Origin of the sequence: Enterococcus sp. DIV1307a (assembly GCF_050537425.1) — a bacterium.
Classification (GTDB): domain Bacteria; phylum Bacillota; class Bacilli; order Lactobacillales; family Enterococcaceae; genus Enterococcus; species Enterococcus faecalis.
In genome coordinates this window covers 1,552,184-1,572,768 of sequence record NZ_CP172914.1, presented here as the reverse complement: position 1 = coordinate 1,572,768, position 20,585 = coordinate 1,552,184, and the positions used below count along the sequence as shown (strand labels likewise).

The following is a 20,585-nucleotide window of genomic DNA, read 5'->3' as shown; positions in this document are numbered from 1 at the left end:
AGAGGATTTTTACGAATGAAAAGAAAGAAAATCAAGAATCAACTACTTGTTTTAACAAGTATTCTCGTTCTTCTAAGTTTGGAAGTCGCTCCAGTTGTTACGTTGGCTGCAGAATTACCAAGTAGCTCGCTACAAATAGCTCTGTCCTCAGCGACGACAATTACTTCGGAAGAAAAAGTAACCGATACAACCGAAACAACTGTTGCTACATCGACAACGTCCACTAGTAGTTCGTCATCTGAATCAAGTAGTTCTACCGATACGACTACCGAATCAACGAGTCAGTCAACGACAGAAACGACAACCACAAATACTAGTTCTGAAACAAAAAAAGAACCTACAGAGCCGACGGTATCATCAGAAATCACGCAGCTTGTTGAACAATCGCAACCACCACAAGTTCCTGTGACCAAGCAAGAACCCGAAGAACCTATTCAAGTTCCTGAAGCCACCAATAACGTTGTTGAAGAAAATCAGGCTGTATCGTTAAATCCGTCCCTCAAAGTAGATGAAATAGCTTCTTCAAATTTAAAAGGCTACGAACTTCCACTGTTGTCGTCTTTTGACGAACAGAAACGGGCAGTTGTGGTGGCTGAAGCATTAAGACACGTTGGGAAAACAAAAAAAGAATTTAATTTGACGGAGCAAGCATTAACCAGTAGTTTCCTTGCCCAAAAAATTTACCAACAATTATTTAAAATAGACATTGGCAGTACGCCGCAAGAACAAATGACATTTGGTAAAGCTCGTTCTATAGAGGAGGCAGAACCTGGTGATCTGATTTTTTGGCAAACAGCTGAAGGAAAAACGCTTCAAAATGGTGTTTATCTTGGCCAAGGAAAATATTTAATTGCCGCAGCGGAATCGGATTCTAAAGAGAAACCAGAGGTAATTGGTCAGTTAGAGAATATCTATACTGCCAAACAACAACCAGACTCAAAAGAGGAAATACGCTTGGTAGTGACTAATCCTTTTAAGGAGTTCACATTAACGGAGTATGGCAAAGAAGTTTTAGCAACATATGGTGCGTCATTTGAAATGCAGAAGTCAGAACAAACCACAGCGTTTATTAAAAAAATTGGTGAGACAGCCAGAGAACTTGGCGAAAAATACGATGTTTTTGCATCAGTAATGATAGCTCAGGCTATTTTAGAAAGTGGCTCTGGCGAAAGTCAACTAGCCAAAGAACCTTATTATAATCTCTTTGGCGTAAAAGGTTCGTTCCAAGGAAATAGTGTTAGCTTTTCAACAAAAGAGGCTGATCAGAGGGGCCAACTTTATACAATTTCCGCTGGGTTTCGCGATTACGGTGGCTATAATGACTCACTGCAAGATTATGTTCAATTATTCCGACAAGGGATTGATGGAAACCAAGATTTTTATAAACCGGCGTGGCGTTCGGAAGCCAAAAACTACCTTCAAGCAACGCGTTTTTTAACAGGTAAATATGCAACAGACAAGCAATACGATAATAAATTAAATTCGTTAATTGCGGTTTATAACTTAACGCAATTTGATTTACCAAAAACAGTGGACGGTTTGATTATCCAATCTAAAAATGAGCTGTCGGAAGCGGAACAGCAACAAATGCATTTTCCAGTCTATGATGGGATCAATTATAATCGAAGTGGTAGCTATCCCGTGGGCCAATGTACGTGGTATGTCTATAATCGTTTCAAACAGTTAGGCACTTCTGTGGATGAATTTATGGGAAATGGCAGTGACTGGGGAAGAAAAGGACGTGCATTAGGCTATCAAGTTAGTTCATTGCCTAAAGCTGGTCGTGCGATTAGTTTCCAACCAGGAGTTGCTGGCGCAGATAATCAATATGGACATGTTGCTTTTGTTGAAGCGGTCACTTCTGATGGAATCATTATTTCTGAAAGCAATGTCATCAATGATCAAACGATTTCGTATCGTGTCTTACCTAATGTAATTGCTTATAGTAGTGGCGTGACCTACATTGGCGCTTAATCGACTCATTCAACAGGAAGAAGTGTGGATGTTTAAGTAAAAAGTTAGCACAATGATCCATGTGTGAACTAACAAATTAAAATAACCAGAATCGACCAATGAATTGATTTTGTCATGTATAAAATGACAAGAACAGTTTGGCGGTTGATTCTTTGTTTTTCATCAACGAAGAGACAATAGTCCTCATGATTCGTTAGAAAAAGATGAATAGTCCAAAGTACTCTTTCTTGATCCTTTGTTATTTTATGTTTTTGTTTGCAGGAAACTACTGAAATCGCTATACTAAATTTATGTGAATATACTAACAGACAATCAATTTTTTATCTCTTTTATTGGTGTATAAATTGATTGAACATTATAATCATTTGTCTTTTGTTGTGTAATTTTATATCTTCTTGAGAAAGGGATGAGTGAACAAATGGCTATTTATATATTAGAAGACCAAATTATTCAAGCAAAAGCGTTAGAAGCATTGGTAACAAATATCCTACATTCAAGAAATATTTATAATGAAACAATCCATTTATTTTCACGTTCAGATGAATTATTACAAGTGGCACACCAGGACGCCCAACTAAATATCTTTTTCCTAGATATTCAAATGAACAATCATATCCAGGCAGGATTTGAGGTTGCTAAAGAAATCAGAAAAACAGACAGTGAAAGTCTGATTGTATTTATTTCTACTCACACAGAATTAGTTTTAACTTCCTACAAATATATGGTTTCAGCTCTTCAATTTATTCAAAAGAACGTGGATTTTCTAGATTTCCAAAAAGAAGTTGAAACATGTGTCGACGCATATATTCAACAAAAAGAAAATATAAAGACAAAAAGTGAATATATTATCATTAACTTAAAAGCGTCTTCTATAAAAATGGATATTAATGATATTTATTTCTTTCAAACGGAATACGATCATCGTGTGTCAATGGTTGGTAAAAATTTTAAAAGAGAATTTTATGGAACGTTATCAAAAATTGAACAACTGCATCCAGATTTGATTAGAGTCCATCAATCAATCATCATCAATAAAAAATATGCGTCAAAATTAAATTATAAAACGCATCTTTTAACTATGAGAGACGGAACGGAAGTACCAGTCTCAAGAAGATATTATACTCAGGTCAAGGCACTATTTCTTACTTAGGGAGGGATAATGACTAATTAAGGAATTATCTATCTATTAGTCGCTATATTCGTTATAATTTAGTGCAATACTTGAAGAGGAGGGCGATATGCTAATCGATTGGATTCTAAAAAATATTATGGATATGGATCAGGAAGATCAATCAGGAAAAACACAATGGACAAAGTATTATCTAACCGTTTATTTTTCTGGCTTATTTAATTTTCTGATGATTCTGATTTTATCAGTTTTATTTGGGACGTTAAGCGAAACCTTTATTGTATACGTCGTACTGGTTTTTTTACGGCCTGTCGCAGGTGGCTGGCATGCAAAAACTAAATGGCTCTGTCGTCTAGAAAGCATTGTTATCTATGTCGCCGTACCATTTGTATTGAAAAATTCTTCTGTGAGCTTACCGTTTATTTATAAAATTCTATTGATTTGCCTCTTAGTTGTATTATTTTATTGGTATGCGCCACAAGGAACAGCAATCGAACCTGTTCAGCCATCTGATTTAAACGTGCTCAAAAAGCAAAGCCTTATAAGGGTGTGTTTACTTATTTTATGTAGTCTGTTTGTCAAAGAAAAGATTGCTTCAGTAATACTCTACGGTCTCGTCATCCAAGGTCTGATGATACTCCCGGTAACAAAAAATTTAATTGAAGGAAGTGTTTTTATGAAATTTGGTAAAAAAATAATTAAAAATATTATTGAAAAAAGAGTTGCAAAAGTTAGTGATGGTGTGGGAACTAAGCCTAGATTAAATCAAAATTCGCCCAATATATTTGGACAATGGATGGGACAAACTGAAAAACCTAAAAAGAATATTGAAAAATGATTTTGTCGTTATTAGCTACTAACGTTTTGCTGGCATCTAGCTTTATCGTTTTTGTCTTTTTACGAGTAACATTGATCAAGATTGAATGTAAAATACCGTTACTTTCATTGCTTATTGTCATTAATCTTTGTTCGTTTGCGGCATTAATGTTGGGCTACTCTTGGTTGATTTATGCGCTGACAGTCGTTATTTTTACAGGATTTTTACTCATTCACAAAAAGAGGTTCTCAATTTTTAAAGCGATATTTTTATCCGTTTTTACATTGCTTATGGTTTCGTTTATCAATTACACGGAGCAAACGATTTTAAGTGTTTTTTTTCAACAGATTTATCAAAATAAATTATTATGGATTGCCTCAAATGTTATTCTGTTGCTTATAAATATCTGGATTGCTTTAAAAATTCCCAATAGTGTTTTTTTAAGATTAAATCGTGTGTTAGAAAATAGCCGAATTTTTTTTGGTTGTTTACTTTTATTGTTGATTCTGTTGTTACTTTTTGTGTTTTTGATTTCGCCAGAGATTTCACCTGACTTTATGCGAGGATTTGTCACGGTAAATAGTTCTAAATTGGAGTTATTAATAAGTGTAGGTTTATTTTTAATTCTGATTGGCTTAGTCATTGAAGCTTATTTGGAAGAACAACGTATCAACACTCAATTATTGAATAATTTAACGATTTATACTGAAAAAATAGAATCCATTAACGAAGAGCTAGCGATGTTTCGTCATGATTATAAAAATTTATTGTATAGTTTACAAATTGCTATTTCATACGAAGATATTCTGGAAATCAAAAGAATTTATGAAGAAACGATTGCACCAACCAAAAAAATTATTGATAATGAAGAATTTGAACTTATGAAGTTAAATCGTTTGAAAAATATGGAACTTAAGGCACTCATAAGTATGAAAATTAATACCGCAAAGCAAGCAAAACTAAAAGTGATTGTTGATGTGCCAGAAGTATTTATTCTTGATACATCAATCGACTTAGTGGTTGTGATTCGTTTGTTGGCTATTCTATTAGATAACGCGATTGAAAACAGTGCAAAATCAGAATTGAAAATGTTCGCAATCTCAATTTTCAATAAAAATGAAACACAAGAGTTTGTGATAACAAATAGTGTCCAAGCCGAATTTGATTTTAGGGTTATGAAGAAAACCAAATTTAGTTCTAAAAGTAACCCTGAAGAGCATGGTTGGGGGTTGTTATACGTAAAAGAAATTGTTGATTTTTCAGATCAATTTGATTTGCAAACGTCCTTCAATGAAGGAGCGGTCACTCAACATTTAATTATTGAAAAAAATCATAATAGTAAAAAAGTTGTTAACGAATGAATTTGTTAACAACTTTTTTGCTATGGTATTGAGATACGAGGAGCAATACAGGGAAAAATGTCGGCTGATTAAGGAATTTAGATAGTGCCGGTTAGGTAGTTGTCTATAATGAAAATAGCAACAAATATTTACGCAGGGAAAGGAGCGGTCGTTTAACGGGAAAGATTAGGGAGGATAAAGCAATACTTTTGTTGGGAAAAGAAATAAAAGGAAACTGGGAAAGGAGTTAATCGTTTGATGAAGGGAAATAAAATTTTATACATTTTAGGTACAGGCATCTTTGTTGGAAGTTCATGTCTATTTTCTTCACTTTTTGTAGCAGCAGAAGAACAAGTTTATTCAGAAAGTGAAGTTTCAACAGTTTTATCGAAGTTGGAAAAGGAGGCAATTTCTGAGGCAGCTGCTGAACAATATACGGTTGTAGATCGAAAAGAAGATGCGTGGGGGATGAAGCATCTTAAGTTAGAAAAGCAAACGGAAGGCGTTACTGTTGATTCAGATAATGTGATTATTCATTTAGATAAAAACGGTGCAGTAACAAGTGTTACAGGAAATCCAGTTGATCAAGTTGTGAAAATTCAATCGGTTGATGCAATCGGTGAAGAAGGAGTTAAAAAAATTATTGCTTCTGATAATCCGGAAAATAAAGATCTTGTCTTTTTAGCTATTGACAAACGTGTAAATAATGAGGGGCAATTATTTTATAAAGTCAGAGTAACTTCTTCACCAACTGGTGACCCCGTATCATTGGTTTATAAAGTGAACGCTACAGATGGAACAATTATGGAAAAACAAGATTTAACGGAACATGTCGGTAGTGAAGTAACGTTAAAAAACTCTTTTCAAGTAACGTTTAATGTACCAGTTGAAAAAAGCAATACGGGAATTGCTTTACACGGAACGGATAACACAGGGGTTTACCATGCAGTAGTTGATGGCAAAAATAATTATTCTATTATTCAAGCACCATCACTAACAGCATTAAATCAGAATGCTGTTGACGCCTATACGCATGGAAAATTTGTAAAAACATATTATGAAGATCATTTCCAACGACACAGTATTGATGATCGAGGGATGCCCATCTTGTCAGTTGTTGATGAACAACATCCAGATGCTTATGACAATGCTTTTTGGGATGGAAAAGCAATGCGTTATGGTGAAACAAGTACACCAACAGGAAAAACGTATGCTTCCTCTTTAGATGTAGTTGGTCATGAAATGACACATGGTGTGACGGAACATACTGCCGGTTTAGAATATTTAGGACAATCAGGTGCCTTGAATGAATCTTATTCTGATTTGATGGGTTATATTATTTCGGGTGCATCTAATCCAGAAATTGGTGCGGATACTCAGAGTGTTGACCGAAAAACAGGTATTCGAAATTTACAAACGCCAAGTAAACACGGACAACCAGAAACCATGGCTCAATACGACGATCGAGCACGGTATAAAGGAACGCCTTATTATGATCAAGGCGGTGTTCATTATAATAGTGGAATTATTAATCGGATTGGTTACACCATTATCCAGAACTTAGGCATTGAAAAAGCACAGACTATTTTCTACAGCTCGTTAGTAAATTACTTAACACCTAAAGCACAATTCAGTGATGCTCGTGATGCGATGCTTGCTGCTGCAAAAGTTCAATATGGCGATGAAGCAGCTTCAGTGGTGTCAGCAGCCTTTAACTCTGCTGGAATCGGAGCTAAAGAAGACATTCAGGTAAACCAACCAAGTGAATCTGTTCTAGTCAATGAATAAAAAAAATTCCCCAATTAAATAAAAATGGATAAGGAGTGGCATAATCTTATGAAAAAGTTCTCCATACGAAAAATTAGTGCTGGTTTTTTGTTTCTGATTTTAGTAACTTTGATCGCCGGTTTTAGCTTGTCTGCAAATGCAGAAGAGTATATCGTTCCTGCCGAAAGTCATTCACGACAAAAAAGATCGTTACTGGACCCTGAAGACAGAAGACAAGAAGTGGCAGATACAACCGAAGCGCCTTTTGCGTCAATCGGAAGAATCATTTCCCCTGCCAGTAAACCAGGCTATATTTCTTTAGGAACAGGCTTTGTTGTTGGAACTAATACAATTGTCACCAATAATCATGTGGCTGAAAGTTTTAAGAATGCCAAAGTATTAAATCCGAATGCCAAAGATGATGCTTGGTTTTATCCAGGTCGAGATGGCAGTGCGACACCATTTGGCAAATTCAAAGTGATTGATGTAGCTTTTTCCCCGAATGCGGATATTGCGGTAGTGACTGTCGGCAAACAAAACGATCGTCCAGATGGCCCAGAGTTGGGAGAAATTTTAACGCCATTTGTTTTGAAAAAGTTTGAATCTTCAGATACCCATGTCACAATATCAGGCTATCCAGGTGAGAAAAACCACACGCAATGGTCGCATGAAAATGATTTGTTTACATCTAACTTTACAGACTTAGAAAATCCATTACTATTTTATGATATCGATACAACAGGTGGTCAATCTGGTTCCCCAATCTATAATGCTCAGTTTGAAGTAGTTGGTGTTCATTCCAATGGCGGCATTAAGCAAACAGGAAACCATGGTCAAAGACTAAATGAAGTGAATTATAACTTTATTGTCAATCGAGTGAATGAAGAAGAAAATAAACGTTTATCCGCTGTGCCAGCAGCGTAAAGAACCATAAAAATACTCGAAATTTCCAGGATCACGGGAAATTTCGAGTATTTTTGTTTTTTAAGATAGTGTAAGTTACGATATAAGTACCTTGTAATTATCGGTTAAAAGCATATAATAGTGCTGAAAAGAAGGCAAATAATCCGATTAAGTTAGTATTTCTAAACCATCATAACTCGTAATGATTTCATGCTTTTGAGATAAAGCCGCCATCTCCGCATAAGACAAGCCGCCATTGTGAGAAAAATGGTTGGCAACGTAAATCGTTTTATCTGTGACGAGTTTTCTTTCTTTTAATTCTGCAATTAATTTTAAATTTTCTTCCCAATTCATATGACTATTGCCAGTTTCGTTTGTTTGACTAGTACAATCTAAAGAAACAATACTAAGAAGTAAATGGCTCTTTTCAAGATATTCAAACATTTCTGACGTAAAGTAACCTGTATCATGGGTGGATAAAAAAGCATCTTTACCATCGTCTATAACGAAAATAAAACAATCTTCGCTGAAATTTCCATGTTGTGCAGGAAGGGGATAAATCGTATAGTTCGCAATAGTAAAACATTTGTAGGGCTGAATAACCTGATAATGTAATCGGGTATCGTCTTGACGACCTTCTAAATCAAAGGCGCGCTGATAAAACGTCTTAACTGCTTCATTTCCGTAAACAGTTAAACGATTTGGAATATCTAATGCATAACCAGACATTCGATAAGCCAAATCCTCGCCGTAAAAATGATCGGAATGCCAATGAGAGATTAGTAAAGAGTCAAAGTCTGCAAAACACAAGTCGTACTGCAACAGGTGTAAATAAGAATCCCCTGGAAAATCAATCAGTAGGACATCATCAATAATTAATTGAGTTTGTGTACGAATTTCTCGTCCTTTTTTCTCTCGAGCGTACTTACATAATTTACAATTACAAAAAATTCCTGGAATCCGTTCTGCTGCACCCGTACCTAAATAGTTGATTTTCATTGGGAGTACCTAACCTTTCTTTGACATTCTTCATACTTAGTAGATAACGCTGAACCTTAAAGTAAATGGGCATGGAAACTGAAACATTTGTTGTGTCCATCTTACCTTTTTTAGAGAAGAATTGAAATGGAATTTCTTAAGTAAATTTGCGTAAAATAGAAAAAGCTAGACGCCTTTTTTAATAAGCTGAATTTGTTGCGAATGTTCATGCTATTTCCGAGAAAAAGTTTTACCAAAGGCACTTTCATATCCATCTGCTATTAGTTATAGAAAAATAACAAGATGGACATAGCTTATTAGAGCAAAAATAACTACGCTATTGATAAAGAGTGAGGCGTGTTTTGAACAGGTTACGTGGGCAAATGAATTTGAATAAAAGGGATGACAAAAGATGACTATTGAAAAATTAGAATATTTTTATACCATTGCAAAATATAATAGTATTTCCAAAGCAGCCTCTGAACTCCATGTTAGTAAATCAACCTTAAGTGCGTCATTAAAAGATTTGGAAAGTGAATTGGGCCATTTACTTTTTGACCGTAACGGGAATTCTTTGACGTTAAATTCCTATGGTGATAAAATCGTCCAATCTGTATATATCATTTTAAACGAGGCTAAGAAAATGAAACTTAATTTGCATGAAATGATTGAGAATCCAGTGATGCGTTTAGGTTTTGGAAATACGTCCTTGATGTATAAAGTGACAGAAAATGAGGATCAACTGAATCGTTTTTGGGAATGTTACCATGGTTCATCGTTTGAGTTATTGAATAAATTGGAGAATCATGAGTTGGATTTTGTGATTACTTCTGCAGATGTGAATAGTCCAGTTTTAAAGAAAGAACAATTAATTGAACTAAAAATGTATCTTTGTGTTTCAAGAGAAATTAAACAAGAAATTGAGGAAGAAGGCTTCAGCTGTTTGACCAACTATCCATTTCTATTTTTGCCGCATCACTTAGATCATTTAGAAGCTACCAAGAGTGTGCTAGAAATGTTGCAATTAACAAGTCCGCTTGTTTGTTGCTACGATACGTTGATGCTTACTCGTCTCATTGAAAAAAGTAAAGGAGTTTATGCGGTAATCTCTCTTCGGAAAGAACAACTGCAGGAAATTGATTCTAAACTCTTCTTTTTACCGATTGAACGAAAACAAAAATTTTATTTATACCGAAATGTTTCCAGTTCGGTTTTTGTCCAACCTGGTCAAATCAAGGCAACTTTACAAAAGTTGCTAGAGACTTAGCCATTAAAATTACTTTGGAATAGTTACCAAAAATAGCTTTATTCGCTTAGATTTACTTTTGCTGCGGATAAGGCTATTTTTGTTGTTCATTGTTTAAAAGAGATGCTCAATTATGGGGCTGTTCGATATTTCTGAACAGAATGTTCAATTATTTAATAACTTAAGAATCGATAAATCGTATCTATTACGGTTCAATTTAAAGGGGTTCTGGTGTATAGTTTGGCTATCTAAAGATTTACTTTTTTAAATATAAAATAACTAAATGGCAAGGAATATAAAGAACTGTTGATACGTGAGTACTTGCGATAACTGTGTCGTTAGAAGTTTAAGTGTCATTGTTGCTTTTCCTGTTTTATGTAGTTGCTAGAAAGGACTGTTTTTATGATCGATAGAAAAAAAGTTATTTTGTATACTTGTTGCATGAGTTTGTTTGTAGTGACCATGGATGTTACGGTTGTCAATGTGGCGTTACCATCCATTCAAAGTGATTTTCACACGAATCTGTCTACATTACAGTGGGTAACAGATGGCTACACTTTAATGGTAGCATCCTTATTATTGTTGTCTGGGTCTACAGCAGATCGAATTGGCCGTAAACGAGTCCTTCAATTGGGCTTAGCCTGTTTTGGTTTAGCGTCTTTCCTATGTGGGATTTCGCAAACCCCAGGGCAATTGATCGCGTTTCGCATGTTGCAAGGGATTGGCGGTTCTATGTTAAATCCGGTAGCAATGTCTATTATTACACAGGTATTTACCGAAAAGTTAGAAAGAGCGAAAGCAATTGGCTTGTGGGGCTCTGTTACAGGGATTTCCTTAGGCATGGGCCCGATTATTGGCGGACTAATTGTTTCTTATTTTAGCTGGCGGTATGTCTTTTTTGTAAATGTACCGATCATTGCTGCGGCAATTATCCTTACACAAAAGTTTGTACCTGAGTCAAAAGTAGAGAAAACGGCGAAAAATGATTTTGTTGGTCAAGCATTGATGATTCTTTTTCTATTTAGTTCTATCTATTCCATTATCGGACTACCTAGAAAAGGGCTTTTCGCGCCAGATATTTTAAGTACTGGGATAATCGGCTGTTTAGCCATTGTCATTTTCTTTATTTATGAATATAACATTGACAATCCGTTAATCAACCCGCGTTTCTTTTTATCTATTCCATTTACATCGGCTTCTTTTTTAGCTATTTTTGGCTTCATCATATATAACGGCTATTTATTTTTAAACACGCTATATTTGCAAGAAATGAGAGGCTTCAGCCCGTTGGAAGCTGGCTTATCAACCATTCCTTTGGCTTTTGTTAGTTTTCTTGTTGCACCGAGAGCCGGCGAAATGGTAGGGAGAATAGGGACGAAACGTCCTATTATGCTTTGTGGTATTTCAATGTTGGCTGTTAGCTTTTTACAATTATTTGTAACTAAAACAACGCCTATGATTATTTTATTTATTATTTATATCTTTTTAGGCATTGGGTTTGGGATGTTAAATTCACCGATTACCATTACAGCGATTGAAGGAATGCCACTTTCTCAGTCAGGAACGGCAGCAGCCATTGCGGTGACATGTAAGCAAATTGGCAATTCTTTAGGGGTTGCGCTACCAAGTCTTTTAATTACAAAGCCTATTACTAGTTCGCTTACTCGAACACCTTTTACAAACGTATGGCTTTTATTTGGATGTTGCGCCATTGCGATTATCTTTTTAAGTTATTTATCCAATTCTCCGCTAGCGAAAAAGTCATTGCGCAGAGTTAGGTTTTATTTTTAACAAATCAAGATTTTTTTGAAGGGAAAGGAAGACAAACTTAGATGAAAAAAATAAATAACCGATTAGGACTCTTTTTATTTTTTGTTTTACTCTTTTGGGCAAAAACGATTCTGGCGTATTACCTAGATTTCTCATTGGGCGTTAAGGGCAGTCTCCAGCGAGAAATTTTATGGTTCAATCCAGTTGCTACTACGCTGTTATTATTTGGTTTTAGTTTGTATTTTAAAAAGCATAAAACATTTATGCTTAGCTTAACTCTTTTAAATGTTTTAAATACATTAATTTTATATTTGAATATTATTTTTTATCGTGAATTCACTGACTTTATTACCATCCAATCTGTTTTTGGCTTTTCAAAAGTTTCAGAAGGGATTTCTGGTGATTTACTTGCTTTAATGAGAGTCCACGATGTCTTTTATTGGCTAGATACTTTAGTGCTGCTCGTTTTGGTATTTTACTCTTTTAAACAGCGACGGAATCATCAAGTCTTTGTGACCAAACCTATCAACAGAAGATTGGCGATCTCAATTAGTTGTTTAAGTGTCTTGCTCTTTTCGGTTAACTTATTTTTAAGCGAAACCGATCGTCCTCAATTGCTTCAAAGAATTTTTGATCGTAATTATATTGTAAAATATCTTGGCTTGGATGCATTCACAGCCATCGATGGTGTCAAAACAGCCATGTCAAATGAGGTAAGAGCAGAAGCTAGTTCAAACGAATTACCTGAAATCATGAAATTTACCAAGCAAAACAATTTACCGCTTAATCCGCAGTATGCCGGGATTGCCAAAGGAAAAAATGTATTTGTGATTCATTTAGAAAGTTTTCAACAATTTTTGATTAATATGAAAGTCCAAGGCCAAGAGGTTACACCGTTTTTAAATCAGCTCTATCAAAACAAAGCGACAATCAGTTTTGATAATTTCTTTCATGAAGTAGGGCAAGGAAAAACGAGTGATGCGGAGAACATGTTGGAAACAGGAACATTCGGGTTACCGCAAGGCTCTCTTTTTACACAATTAGGATCAGACAATACTTTCGAAGCGGCTCCCGCAGTTTTAGGACAAAAAGGCTATACAACCGCTGTTTTCCATGGGAATGTGGGGAGTTTTTGGAATCGAGACCATGTGTATAAAAACTTAGGTTATCAATACTTTTTTGATCGGTCATATTTTTCAAAAGATGACAAAATGCTAGGTTACGGTATTTTAGATAAACAATTGTTGCGTGAATCAGCTAGTGAGCTTGAGCATTTACAGCAGCCATTCTATGCGAAGTTTTTAACTGTGACCAATCATACCCCTTATTATACGGATGACCAAAACTTCCCGTTTCCTAAATTGAACACAGGCAATTCGATTGTGGATGATTATGTTCGAACAGCGCACTATTTGGATCAATCGCTAGAACAATTTTTCCATTACTTGCAAACAACAAGTTTATACAATCATTCTATTTTTGTTATTTATGGTGACCACTTCGGTATTTCAGATGCGAACAACAAGGACTTATGTAAAGCCTTCAACCGCGATCCAAAAACGTGGACAAACTATGACAATGCGCAATTGCAAAGAGTACCTTTGATGTTTTACATGCCAGGCTATACGCAAGGGAAAATCATGCACGAATATGGTGGGGAAATTGACGTTTTACCGACACTGTACCATCTTTTAGGTGTCGATGATAAAAATTATATCCATTTTGGCACGGACCTTTTATCTCCTCAATATAAACAAGTGGTTCCTTTTAGAAATGGCGATTTTGTAACGCCTCAATTTTCTTATCTAGGTGGGGAAATCTACAATAATCAAGGAAAAAAATTAGACCAAGTTCCAGCAGATTTAAAAGCAGAAGTCACGAAAGATAACGATTGGGTGAAAAAATCGTTAAGTTTATCTGACAAATTAAATCAGGAAAACCTTTTACGTTTTTATAAACCACAAGGATTCCAAGAAGTGCAACCAAAGGACTACAACTATGATGTGGCTTTTGAAAAAAACAAAGTCTTAGAAGTAGAAAAACAAAAAAATGCACAATCAACTAGCTTGTTTAGTCAAAATGGCAATCAAACGACAGTCCAAAATTATCCGAATACGCCGTAGATCATTTAAGAAGGATAATTTTTGTAAGGGAAAAAGGATCTTGTATGAAGTGAAGAAGGTCAGGACAGAACCGTTTATTTTCGAAGGAATTGGTTCTGTTCCCGCCATTTATCAGGTTTTGAGCCTGGAACAAAAATCCAAAGTGATTTTTGTCCCAGGCTCTTTCGCTCTTTTATTGAGTAAGAAGTCAGTTTAGAATTTATATTAAGTTTCGCTGTACATTTTAAAATTACTATCAACAGAAAATACAACAGGCGGATTTCTAGATAAAAAAATTAGTAAAACAAGTATTAAATAAATAGTATTTTTGAGGATAAAGTAAGAGAAATGTTGTTTTTTTAATAGTTGTTAACGGAAAACAAAATTATTTTATAGCCATAAAATATATTTTTATTATAATTATATTATAAAATAATGAGCATATGATTTGCAGATAAGTTTTTCAGGGCCTATTCTGAATAGGAACTTAGCTATAAAAATAAAAGAGGAGAGTGGTTTTGATGAGAAAAACTCAGAAGATTGTGCCAATTGTGACAGCTTCAGACGAAAATTATGCTCCTTATTTGAATGTAATGATGACAACTGTTTTAGAAAATTGTCATGCGGAGAGACCTGTTCATTTTTATGTGATTGATGATGGGCTGTCGCTATCTAGCAAAAAAGCACTCCGAGAAACGGTTAGTAGTAACTCACAAAGTGCGACTGTTGAATTTCTAACAGCAGACAAAGAAGTTTATCAAAATTTTTTAGTGAGTGATCATATTACAACGACCGCTTACTTACGCATTTCTTTACCGTCACTTTTACAAAAATATAGCTATAAAAAGGTTCTTTATTTAGATGCAGATACGCTGGTTTTAGATGATATTGTCCAGTTGTATGATACGCCATTAGTGAACCAAACGATTGGCGCGGTTATTGATCCTGGTCAAGCATATGCCTTGAAACGTTTGGGCATCCATTCCTCCGATTATTATTTTAATTCTGGAGTCATGATGATTGATATTGACCGATGGAACGAGAAAGCAATCACTCAAAAAACAATTCAGTATCTAGAAGAAAATGGGGACCGCATAGTTTATCATGATCAAGATGCTTTAAACGCTGTTCTTTATGAAGATTGGCTAGCTCTAGAACCAAGATGGAATATGCAGACGTCTTTAGTTTTTAATCGTCATGAAGCGCCTAATGAGGCTTACCAAAAATTATATGCAGCGGGAAATCAAGAGCCAGCGATTATTCATTTTACTGGTCACGATAAACCCTGGAATACGTTAGAAAATCATCCTTATACAGCTCTTTATCTAAACAAGTTAAAGAAAGTAGGTGCAAGAAATGGAAAATAGAAAAGAATTAGCGATTGTCTCCTGTTGCAATACCAACTTTGTACCGCATCTTGCTGCTATGTTTGTTTCAATTTTAGAAAATAGTCCTTCAGCGGCAGCTGTTCATTTTTATGTGATTGATGACAATATCAATTTTGAAAGCAAGCAACTACTGTATTTTACGATTAAACATACCCAAATCAATGCAGAGTTAACATTTTTAAAAATCAACCCCCATTTTTTCAAAAATGTTGTAACCAGTGAACGAATTCCCAAAACAGCTTACTACAGGATTGCTATTCCAGAGCTGTTTAGAGGAAGCCAGATCGAACGGCTGTTGTATATGGATTGTGACATGATTGCCTTAGATGATGTCGCAAAATTATGGACAGTTGATTTAGGTGAAAATATCATCGCCGCTGTTGAAGATGCAGGGTTCCATCAACGTTTGGAAAAAATGGCGATTCCTGCAGAATCTATGTGTTATTTTAACTCAGGCTTGTTGCTAATCGATGTTAAAAAATGGTTGAATTTAGATGTAACCACTAAAGTCTTAAGATTTATTGAAGAAAATCCAGATAAATTACGTTTCCATGATCAAGATGCATTGAATGCGGTTTTACACGACCGTTGGACCCTGTTGCATCCTAAGTGGAACGCCCAAGGTTATATTCTGTCAAAAGCGAAAAAACATCCAACTATTTATGGAGAAAAACAATATGAAGAAACGAGAAGAGCACCATCCATTATCCACTTTACTGGCCATGTCAAACCTTGGACGAAAGAATTTCAGTGGTATACCAAGCGTTATTATGATCAATATGCGAATAGGACGGCCTTTCGTTGTGTCAACACATTCAATCAATATTTATCTTATACGAAAATTAGCAGAAGGATTGAATATGCTCAATAATGAATATTGTCATGGATTTCGTAAAATCAGTTACTTGTTAGTTGTTGCCAGAACCAAACAATAGAAACGAAGAAGTCGGGATCGAACTGTTTTTCAGATTTTGAGTATGAGACAAAAATCTAAAGTGATTTTTGTCTCATACTCTTTTTTGTCTATTTAAAATAAAGCCAGCAACTGGTATCATATTTAAGGATGGTTTTTTATAAAAAAATGATTTCTTGAGGAAAAAAATATTACAATAAAGAAAAATAAAAAAATGTAAACGTTATCATTTCAAGGTTATAGCGGTATGAAGATATTTATTAATACTTTTTATTGACAAAATAAAAAAAACCACCGTACTATTGGTTTGTGGTTATAACCAGTTAGGGTAAAGGAGAAAGTTATGGAAAATGCCTTTAAAAACAAAGCTTTGTATCATCAACTTGTTGATTTGCTGCAGGAACGAATCGAAACATGCATGATTCCTCATGACAAGTTGCCCTCTGAACGTGAATTGACTGCACAATATGGAGTGAGTCGGACGACGGTCCGGTTAGCGCTACAAGAACTAGAAAATAGAGGTTCCATCTATCGTCGTCATGGCAAAGGAACATTTGTTTCAGATATAAAAAAAGAGGCCGCTGATTTAGCTGGCGCATATAGTTTTACAGAACAAATGAAAGGGCTGGGTCGAAAACCACATACCCGTATATTATCCTTCGAAAAATTGGAAGCGGATAAATTTATTTGTCAGCATTTGAATCTTTCGTTAGGAGAGGCAGTTTTTAAATTAAGTCGGTTGCGGATTGCTGATAACGAGCCATTAATGGTTGAAGACACATACTTGCCTGTGAAATTTTTCTTATCACTCACGGATCAATTACTACGTAGCAAACCATTATATGATCTATTTTCAGAAGATTTTAAGCAAACCGTTCGTTTAGCTGATGAAGAATTATATGCTAGCATTGCGTCAAAAGAAGATGCCAAATTATTGATGATTCCAGAAGGAGCGCCAGTCCTTCATTTAGCACGCCAGACATATAACATGAAAAATGAAATTATTGAATTTACGTTGAGTGTGGCGCGAGCAGACCAATTTCATTATCAGATACGCCATATTCGGAATAGTTAGGAGAGTTAAGTATGTTTACAGCAGAAAAAGAAGAACTAGAACAACTAGGAGCGGAAATCACGACACGTGAAATTCGTCAGCAACCTGAGCTTTGGCAAGAAACCGTGACACTTTATCATGAAAATCAAACAGCTTTGGAAAACTTTTTAAAAGAAGTCCAAGCCAAAGCGCAAGGAAAACGCACAAGAGTAATTTTTACAGGAGCAGGGACTTCGCAATATGTCGGTGATACTGTTGTACCTTATCTCCGAGCACACGGCGACACACAAGCCTTTTCATTCGAAAGTATTGGGACAACGGATATTGTGGCCAAACCAGAAGATTATCTGATTAAAGACGAACCAACATTGTTAGTTTCGTTTGCAAGAAGTGGAAATAGTCCTGAAAGTTTAGCGGCAGTTGAAGTAGCTAATCAAGTGGTTGAAACAATTCATCATTTAGCGATCACTTGTGCCGAAGAAGGACAACTGGCACAAATAAGCCAAAAAGAAGAAAACAGCTTTTTATTCTTAATGCCAACACGTTCCAATGATGGTGGTTTTGCGATGACTGGTAGCTTTTCTTGCATGACCTTGGGTACATTACTACTCTTTGATCAAACAGCCTTTGAGCAAAAACAAGATTATGTAACCGCTCTAATTAAATTAGGTGAAGAAGTGCTATCCCGTGAAGAAGAATTAAATGAAATTGTTAACCTTGATTTTGAACGCATTGTTTATGTTGGTTCTGGAAGTTTAGCTGGTTTGACAAGAGAAGCGCAATTGAAAATTTTAGAACTAACAGCCGGCAAAGTTGCCACAATTTTTGACTCTTCTATGGGCTTCCGTCATGGACCAAAATCATTTATTAATGAAAAAACAATAATGTTTGGTTTTGTTAATAATACACCATACACAAGAGATTATGACTTGGATATCTTAGAAGAAGTTCACGGTGACGAAATTGCGGCGGGTGTTTTTGCGATTGCTCAACCTGGCAAACGTAATTTCTCAGGTTCAACTATTGAATATTCCGCAGAAACTGCTCTATTACCTGATGGCTATTTAGCATTAGCAGATATCATGGTAGCCCAAACAGTCGCACTTTTAACATCTATTAAAGTTGGAAATAAACCGGATACCCCTTCACCGACAGGTACAGTGAATCGTGTGGTTAAAGGCGTAACGATTTATGACTATAAATAATACAACATTTGGAGGAGGAACTATGCTTACGTTAACAGCTGGAAAAAAAGCGGCAATGGATCGTTTGTCAACCCAAGAAGGAATCATTAGCGCATTAGCCATTGATCAACGAGGTGCCTTGAAAAAAATGATCAAAGCACTAGATGTAGAGCCAACCGATGCACAAATTGAAACGTTTAAAGAATTGGTCTCGAAAGAATTGACACCTTATGCGTCCGCCATTTTATTGGATCCAGAATATGGATTGCCTGCTGCAAAAGCACGCGATACCGAGGCTGGATTGTTACTCGCTTATGAAAAAACGGGCTATGATGCAACAACTCCGGGACGATTGCCTGATTTACTAGCAGATTGGTCTGTTTTACGCTTGAAAGAAGAAGGCGCAGACGCGATTAAATTTTTACTCTACTATGATGTGGATGAGGATCCAGAAATCAATCATCAAAAACATGTATTCATTGAACGCTTAGGAAGTGAATGTGCAGAAGAAGACCTACCATTTTACTTAGAATTAGTTTCTTACGATGCACAAATAGCAGATGCAACTTCTTTAGAATATGCAAAAGTTAAACCGCATAAAGTGAATGAAATGATGAAAGAATTTTCTAAACCCCAATATAAAGTAGATGTATTGAAAGTGGAAGTTCCAGTTAATATGAATTTTGTAGAAGGTTTTGCGCCGGCTGAAACAGCGTATACAAAAGAGGAAGCGGCGAATTATTTCTTAGAACAAAGTCAAGCCACTGATTTACCATTTATCTTTTTAAGTGCCGGTGTCTCAACAGAGCTATTCCAAGAAACACTACGTTTCGCTAAAGAAGCTGGTTCAACATTTAATGGTGTTTTATGTGGCCGTGCTACGTGGAAAAATGGCGTGAAACCTTTCGTTGAAGCAGGAGAAACTGCGGCTTGTGATTGGTTAAAAACAGAAGGCCGAGAAAACATTGAAAGTTTAAATGAAGTCATCGCGGCAACCGCCAGCTCTTGGCATGCAAAAGTTCAAGTAAACGAAGGATAATTGGGAGGCATAGCTGTGATAGTAACAGTAACAATGAATCCGTCAATTGATATCTCCTACCTATTAGATCATCTAAAGCTTGATACCGTTAATCGGACCAGTCAGGTGACCAAAACCCCTGGTGGCAAAGGATTAAATGTCACTCGTGTCATTCATGATTTAGGTGGAGATGTTATAGCTACCGGCGTTCTTGGTGGTTTTCATGGGGCGTTTATTGCAAACGAGTTAAAGAAAGCAAACATCCCCCAAGCATTTACGTCAATCAAAGAAGAAACGCGTGATTCGATTGCGATTTTGCACGAAGGGAATCAAACTGAAATTTTAGAAGCTGGACCGACTGTTTCCCCAGAAGAAATCAGTAACTTCCTTGAAAATTTCGATCAATTAATTAAGAAAGCAGAAATTGTCACAATTTCTGGCAGTTTAGCGAAAGGATTAGCATCAAATTTTTATCAAGAATTAGTTCAAAAAGCTCAAGCACAAGAGGTTAAAGTACTACTAGATACTTCTGGTGATAGTTTAAGGCAAGTTCTTCAAGGACCATGGAAACCGTATTTAATTAAACCTAATTTAGAGGAACTAGAAGGATTGCTAGAGCAAGATTTTTCAGAAAATCCATTAGCAACTGTACAAACAGCTTTAACAAAACCAATGTTTGCTGGAATTGAATGGATTGTCGTATCTTTAGGAAAAGATGGTGCAATTGCCAAACATCACGATCAATTCTATCGTGTAAAAATTCCAACGATTCAAGCTAAAAATCCTGTTGGTTCAGGAGATGCAACCATTGCTGGTCTTGCATATGGACTAGCCAAGGATGCCCCAGCGGCCGAACTGCTAAAATGGGGCATGGCGGCTGGAATGGCTAATGCCCAAGAAAGAACGACTGGGCATGTAGACGTAGAGAACGTGAAGAAACATCTTATGAACATACAAGTAGTTGAAATTGCTAAATAAAGAGCTTTCTTTATTTAGCAATTA

At 35.8% G+C, this 20,585-nt stretch carries 16 protein-coding genes; 15 read left to right on the top strand and 1 reads right to left on the bottom strand.

Annotated elements, in window-relative coordinates:
* Positions 1-15 precede the first annotated feature (15 nt).
* The 6 genes from IGL90_RS07650 to sprE all read left to right on the top strand — a co-directional run bounded on the left by IGL90_RS07650 (position 16) and on the right by sprE (position 7,951).
* Positions 16-1,974, top strand: coding sequence for an amidase domain-containing protein (locus IGL90_RS07650; RefSeq protein ID WP_048737278.1), 1,959 nt, complete (start codon positions 16-18; stop codon positions 1,972-1,974).
* Between the two features lie 418 nt (positions 1,975-2,392).
* Complete coding sequence (gene fsrA, locus IGL90_RS07645) at positions 2,393-3,124, top strand: response regulator FsrA (protein WP_073340375.1); 732 nt, start codon at positions 2,393-2,395, stop codon at positions 3,122-3,124.
* 88 nt (positions 3,125-3,212) lie between these two features.
* Positions 3,213-3,941: an accessory gene regulator AgrB gene (locus tag IGL90_RS07640; protein WP_048737275.1), complete on the top strand. Its 729-nt coding sequence runs from the start codon at positions 3,213-3,215 to the stop codon at positions 3,939-3,941.
* Positions 3,938-5,281 (top strand): sensor histidine kinase FsrC, encoded by a 1,344-nt coding sequence (gene fsrC / locus IGL90_RS07635; RefSeq protein WP_048737273.1) that lies wholly within the window; start codon positions 3,938-3,940, stop codon positions 5,279-5,281. Before IGL90_RS07640 ends, fsrC begins: the two co-directional genes overlap by 4 nt.
* Positions 5,282-5,515: 234 nt before the next feature.
* Positions 5,516-7,048: a M4 family metallopeptidase coccolysin gene (gene gelE, locus IGL90_RS07630; RefSeq protein WP_075578545.1), complete on the top strand. Its 1,533-nt coding sequence runs from the start codon at positions 5,516-5,518 to the stop codon at positions 7,046-7,048.
* Positions 7,049-7,096: 48 nt separating this feature from the next.
* The gene (sprE, locus tag IGL90_RS07625; RefSeq protein WP_002364098.1) at positions 7,097-7,951 is read left to right on the top strand and encodes a serine proteinase SprE; all 855 of its coding nucleotides are present in this window, start codon (positions 7,097-7,099) and stop codon (positions 7,949-7,951) included.
* 147 nt (positions 7,952-8,098) lie between these two features.
* On the opposite strand, the gene IGL90_RS07620 is transcribed toward sprE, so the two are convergent.
* Entirely contained in the window at positions 8,099-8,929 is an 831-nt protein-coding gene (locus IGL90_RS07620; protein WP_002369253.1) for an MBL fold metallo-hydrolase, read from the bottom strand.
* 391 nt (positions 8,930-9,320) lie between these two features.
* Here IGL90_RS07620 and IGL90_RS07615 point away from each other — a divergent pair, with 391 nt between their 5' ends.
* The 9 genes from IGL90_RS07615 to IGL90_RS07575 all read left to right on the top strand — a co-directional run bounded on the left by IGL90_RS07615 (position 9,321) and on the right by IGL90_RS07575 (position 20,561).
* Entirely contained in the window at positions 9,321-10,175 is an 855-nt protein-coding gene (locus tag IGL90_RS07615; protein ID WP_002361978.1) for a LysR family transcriptional regulator, read from the top strand.
* Between the two features lie 381 nt (positions 10,176-10,556).
* On the top strand, positions 10,557-11,945 hold the full coding sequence (locus tag IGL90_RS07610) for an MFS transporter (protein ID WP_002391405.1): 1,389 nt from the start codon (positions 10,557-10,559) through the stop codon (positions 11,943-11,945).
* 41 nt (positions 11,946-11,986) lie between these two features.
* Complete coding sequence (locus tag IGL90_RS07605; RefSeq protein ID WP_048737269.1) at positions 11,987-14,047, top strand: LTA synthase family protein; 2,061 nt, start codon at positions 11,987-11,989, stop codon at positions 14,045-14,047.
* 500 nt (positions 14,048-14,547) lie between these two features.
* A complete protein-coding gene (locus IGL90_RS07600; protein WP_048737267.1) occupies positions 14,548-15,393 on the top strand; it encodes a glycosyltransferase family 8 protein in 846 nt (281 codons plus the stop codon).
* Positions 15,383-16,285: a glycosyltransferase family 8 protein gene (locus IGL90_RS07595; protein WP_002382420.1), complete on the top strand. Its 903-nt coding sequence runs from the start codon at positions 15,383-15,385 to the stop codon at positions 16,283-16,285. Before IGL90_RS07600 ends, IGL90_RS07595 begins: the two co-directional genes overlap by 11 nt.
* 385 nt (positions 16,286-16,670) lie before the next feature.
* Entirely contained in the window at positions 16,671-17,402 is a 732-nt protein-coding gene (locus tag IGL90_RS07590; protein ID WP_002360115.1) for a GntR family transcriptional regulator, read from the top strand.
* An 11-nt stretch (positions 17,403-17,413) separates the two neighbouring features.
* Entirely contained in the window at positions 17,414-18,586 is a 1,173-nt protein-coding gene (gene agaS / locus IGL90_RS07585; RefSeq protein ID WP_002357242.1) for an SIS domain-containing protein, read from the top strand.
* Positions 18,587-18,608: 22 nt separating this feature from the next.
* A complete protein-coding gene (lacD, locus tag IGL90_RS07580; protein WP_002357245.1) occupies positions 18,609-19,604 on the top strand; it encodes a tagatose-bisphosphate aldolase in 996 nt (331 codons plus the stop codon).
* Positions 19,605-19,619: 15 nt separating this feature from the next.
* Positions 19,620-20,561: a hexose kinase gene (locus tag IGL90_RS07575; RefSeq protein ID WP_082153286.1), complete on the top strand. Its 942-nt coding sequence runs from the start codon at positions 19,620-19,622 to the stop codon at positions 20,559-20,561.
* Positions 20,562-20,585: the final 24 nt, after the last annotated feature.

Excerpts from the sequence above, each read along its gene's own strand:
- IGL90_RS07650 (WP_048737278.1), top strand. The coding sequence starts at position 16 with ATGAAAAGAAAGAAAATCAAGAATCAACTACTTGTTTTAACAAGTATT.
- fsrA (WP_073340375.1), top strand. The coding sequence starts at position 2,393 with ATGGCTATTTATATATTAGAAGACCAAATTATTCAAGCAAAAGCGTTA.
- IGL90_RS07640 (WP_048737275.1), top strand. The coding sequence starts at position 3,213 with ATGCTAATCGATTGGATTCTAAAAAATATTATGGATATGGATCAGGAA.
- fsrC (WP_048737273.1), top strand. The coding sequence starts at position 3,938 with ATGATTTTGTCGTTATTAGCTACTAACGTTTTGCTGGCATCTAGCTTT.
- sprE (WP_002364098.1), top strand. The coding sequence starts at position 7,097 with ATGAAAAAGTTCTCCATACGAAAAATTAGTGCTGGTTTTTTGTTTCTG.
- IGL90_RS07620 (WP_002369253.1), bottom strand. The coding sequence starts at position 8,929 with ATGAAAATCAACTATTTAGGTACGGGTGCAGCAGAACGGATTCCAGGA.
- IGL90_RS07615 (WP_002361978.1), top strand. The coding sequence starts at position 9,321 with ATGACTATTGAAAAATTAGAATATTTTTATACCATTGCAAAATATAAT.
- IGL90_RS07610 (WP_002391405.1), top strand. The coding sequence starts at position 10,557 with ATGATCGATAGAAAAAAAGTTATTTTGTATACTTGTTGCATGAGTTTG.
- IGL90_RS07605 (WP_048737269.1), top strand. The coding sequence starts at position 11,987 with ATGAAAAAAATAAATAACCGATTAGGACTCTTTTTATTTTTTGTTTTA.
- IGL90_RS07600 (WP_048737267.1), top strand. The coding sequence starts at position 14,548 with ATGAGAAAAACTCAGAAGATTGTGCCAATTGTGACAGCTTCAGACGAA.
- IGL90_RS07595 (WP_002382420.1), top strand. The coding sequence starts at position 15,383 with ATGGAAAATAGAAAAGAATTAGCGATTGTCTCCTGTTGCAATACCAAC.
- IGL90_RS07590 (WP_002360115.1), top strand. The coding sequence starts at position 16,671 with ATGGAAAATGCCTTTAAAAACAAAGCTTTGTATCATCAACTTGTTGAT.
- agaS (WP_002357242.1), top strand. The coding sequence starts at position 17,414 with ATGTTTACAGCAGAAAAAGAAGAACTAGAACAACTAGGAGCGGAAATC.
- lacD (WP_002357245.1), top strand. The coding sequence starts at position 18,609 with ATGCTTACGTTAACAGCTGGAAAAAAAGCGGCAATGGATCGTTTGTCA.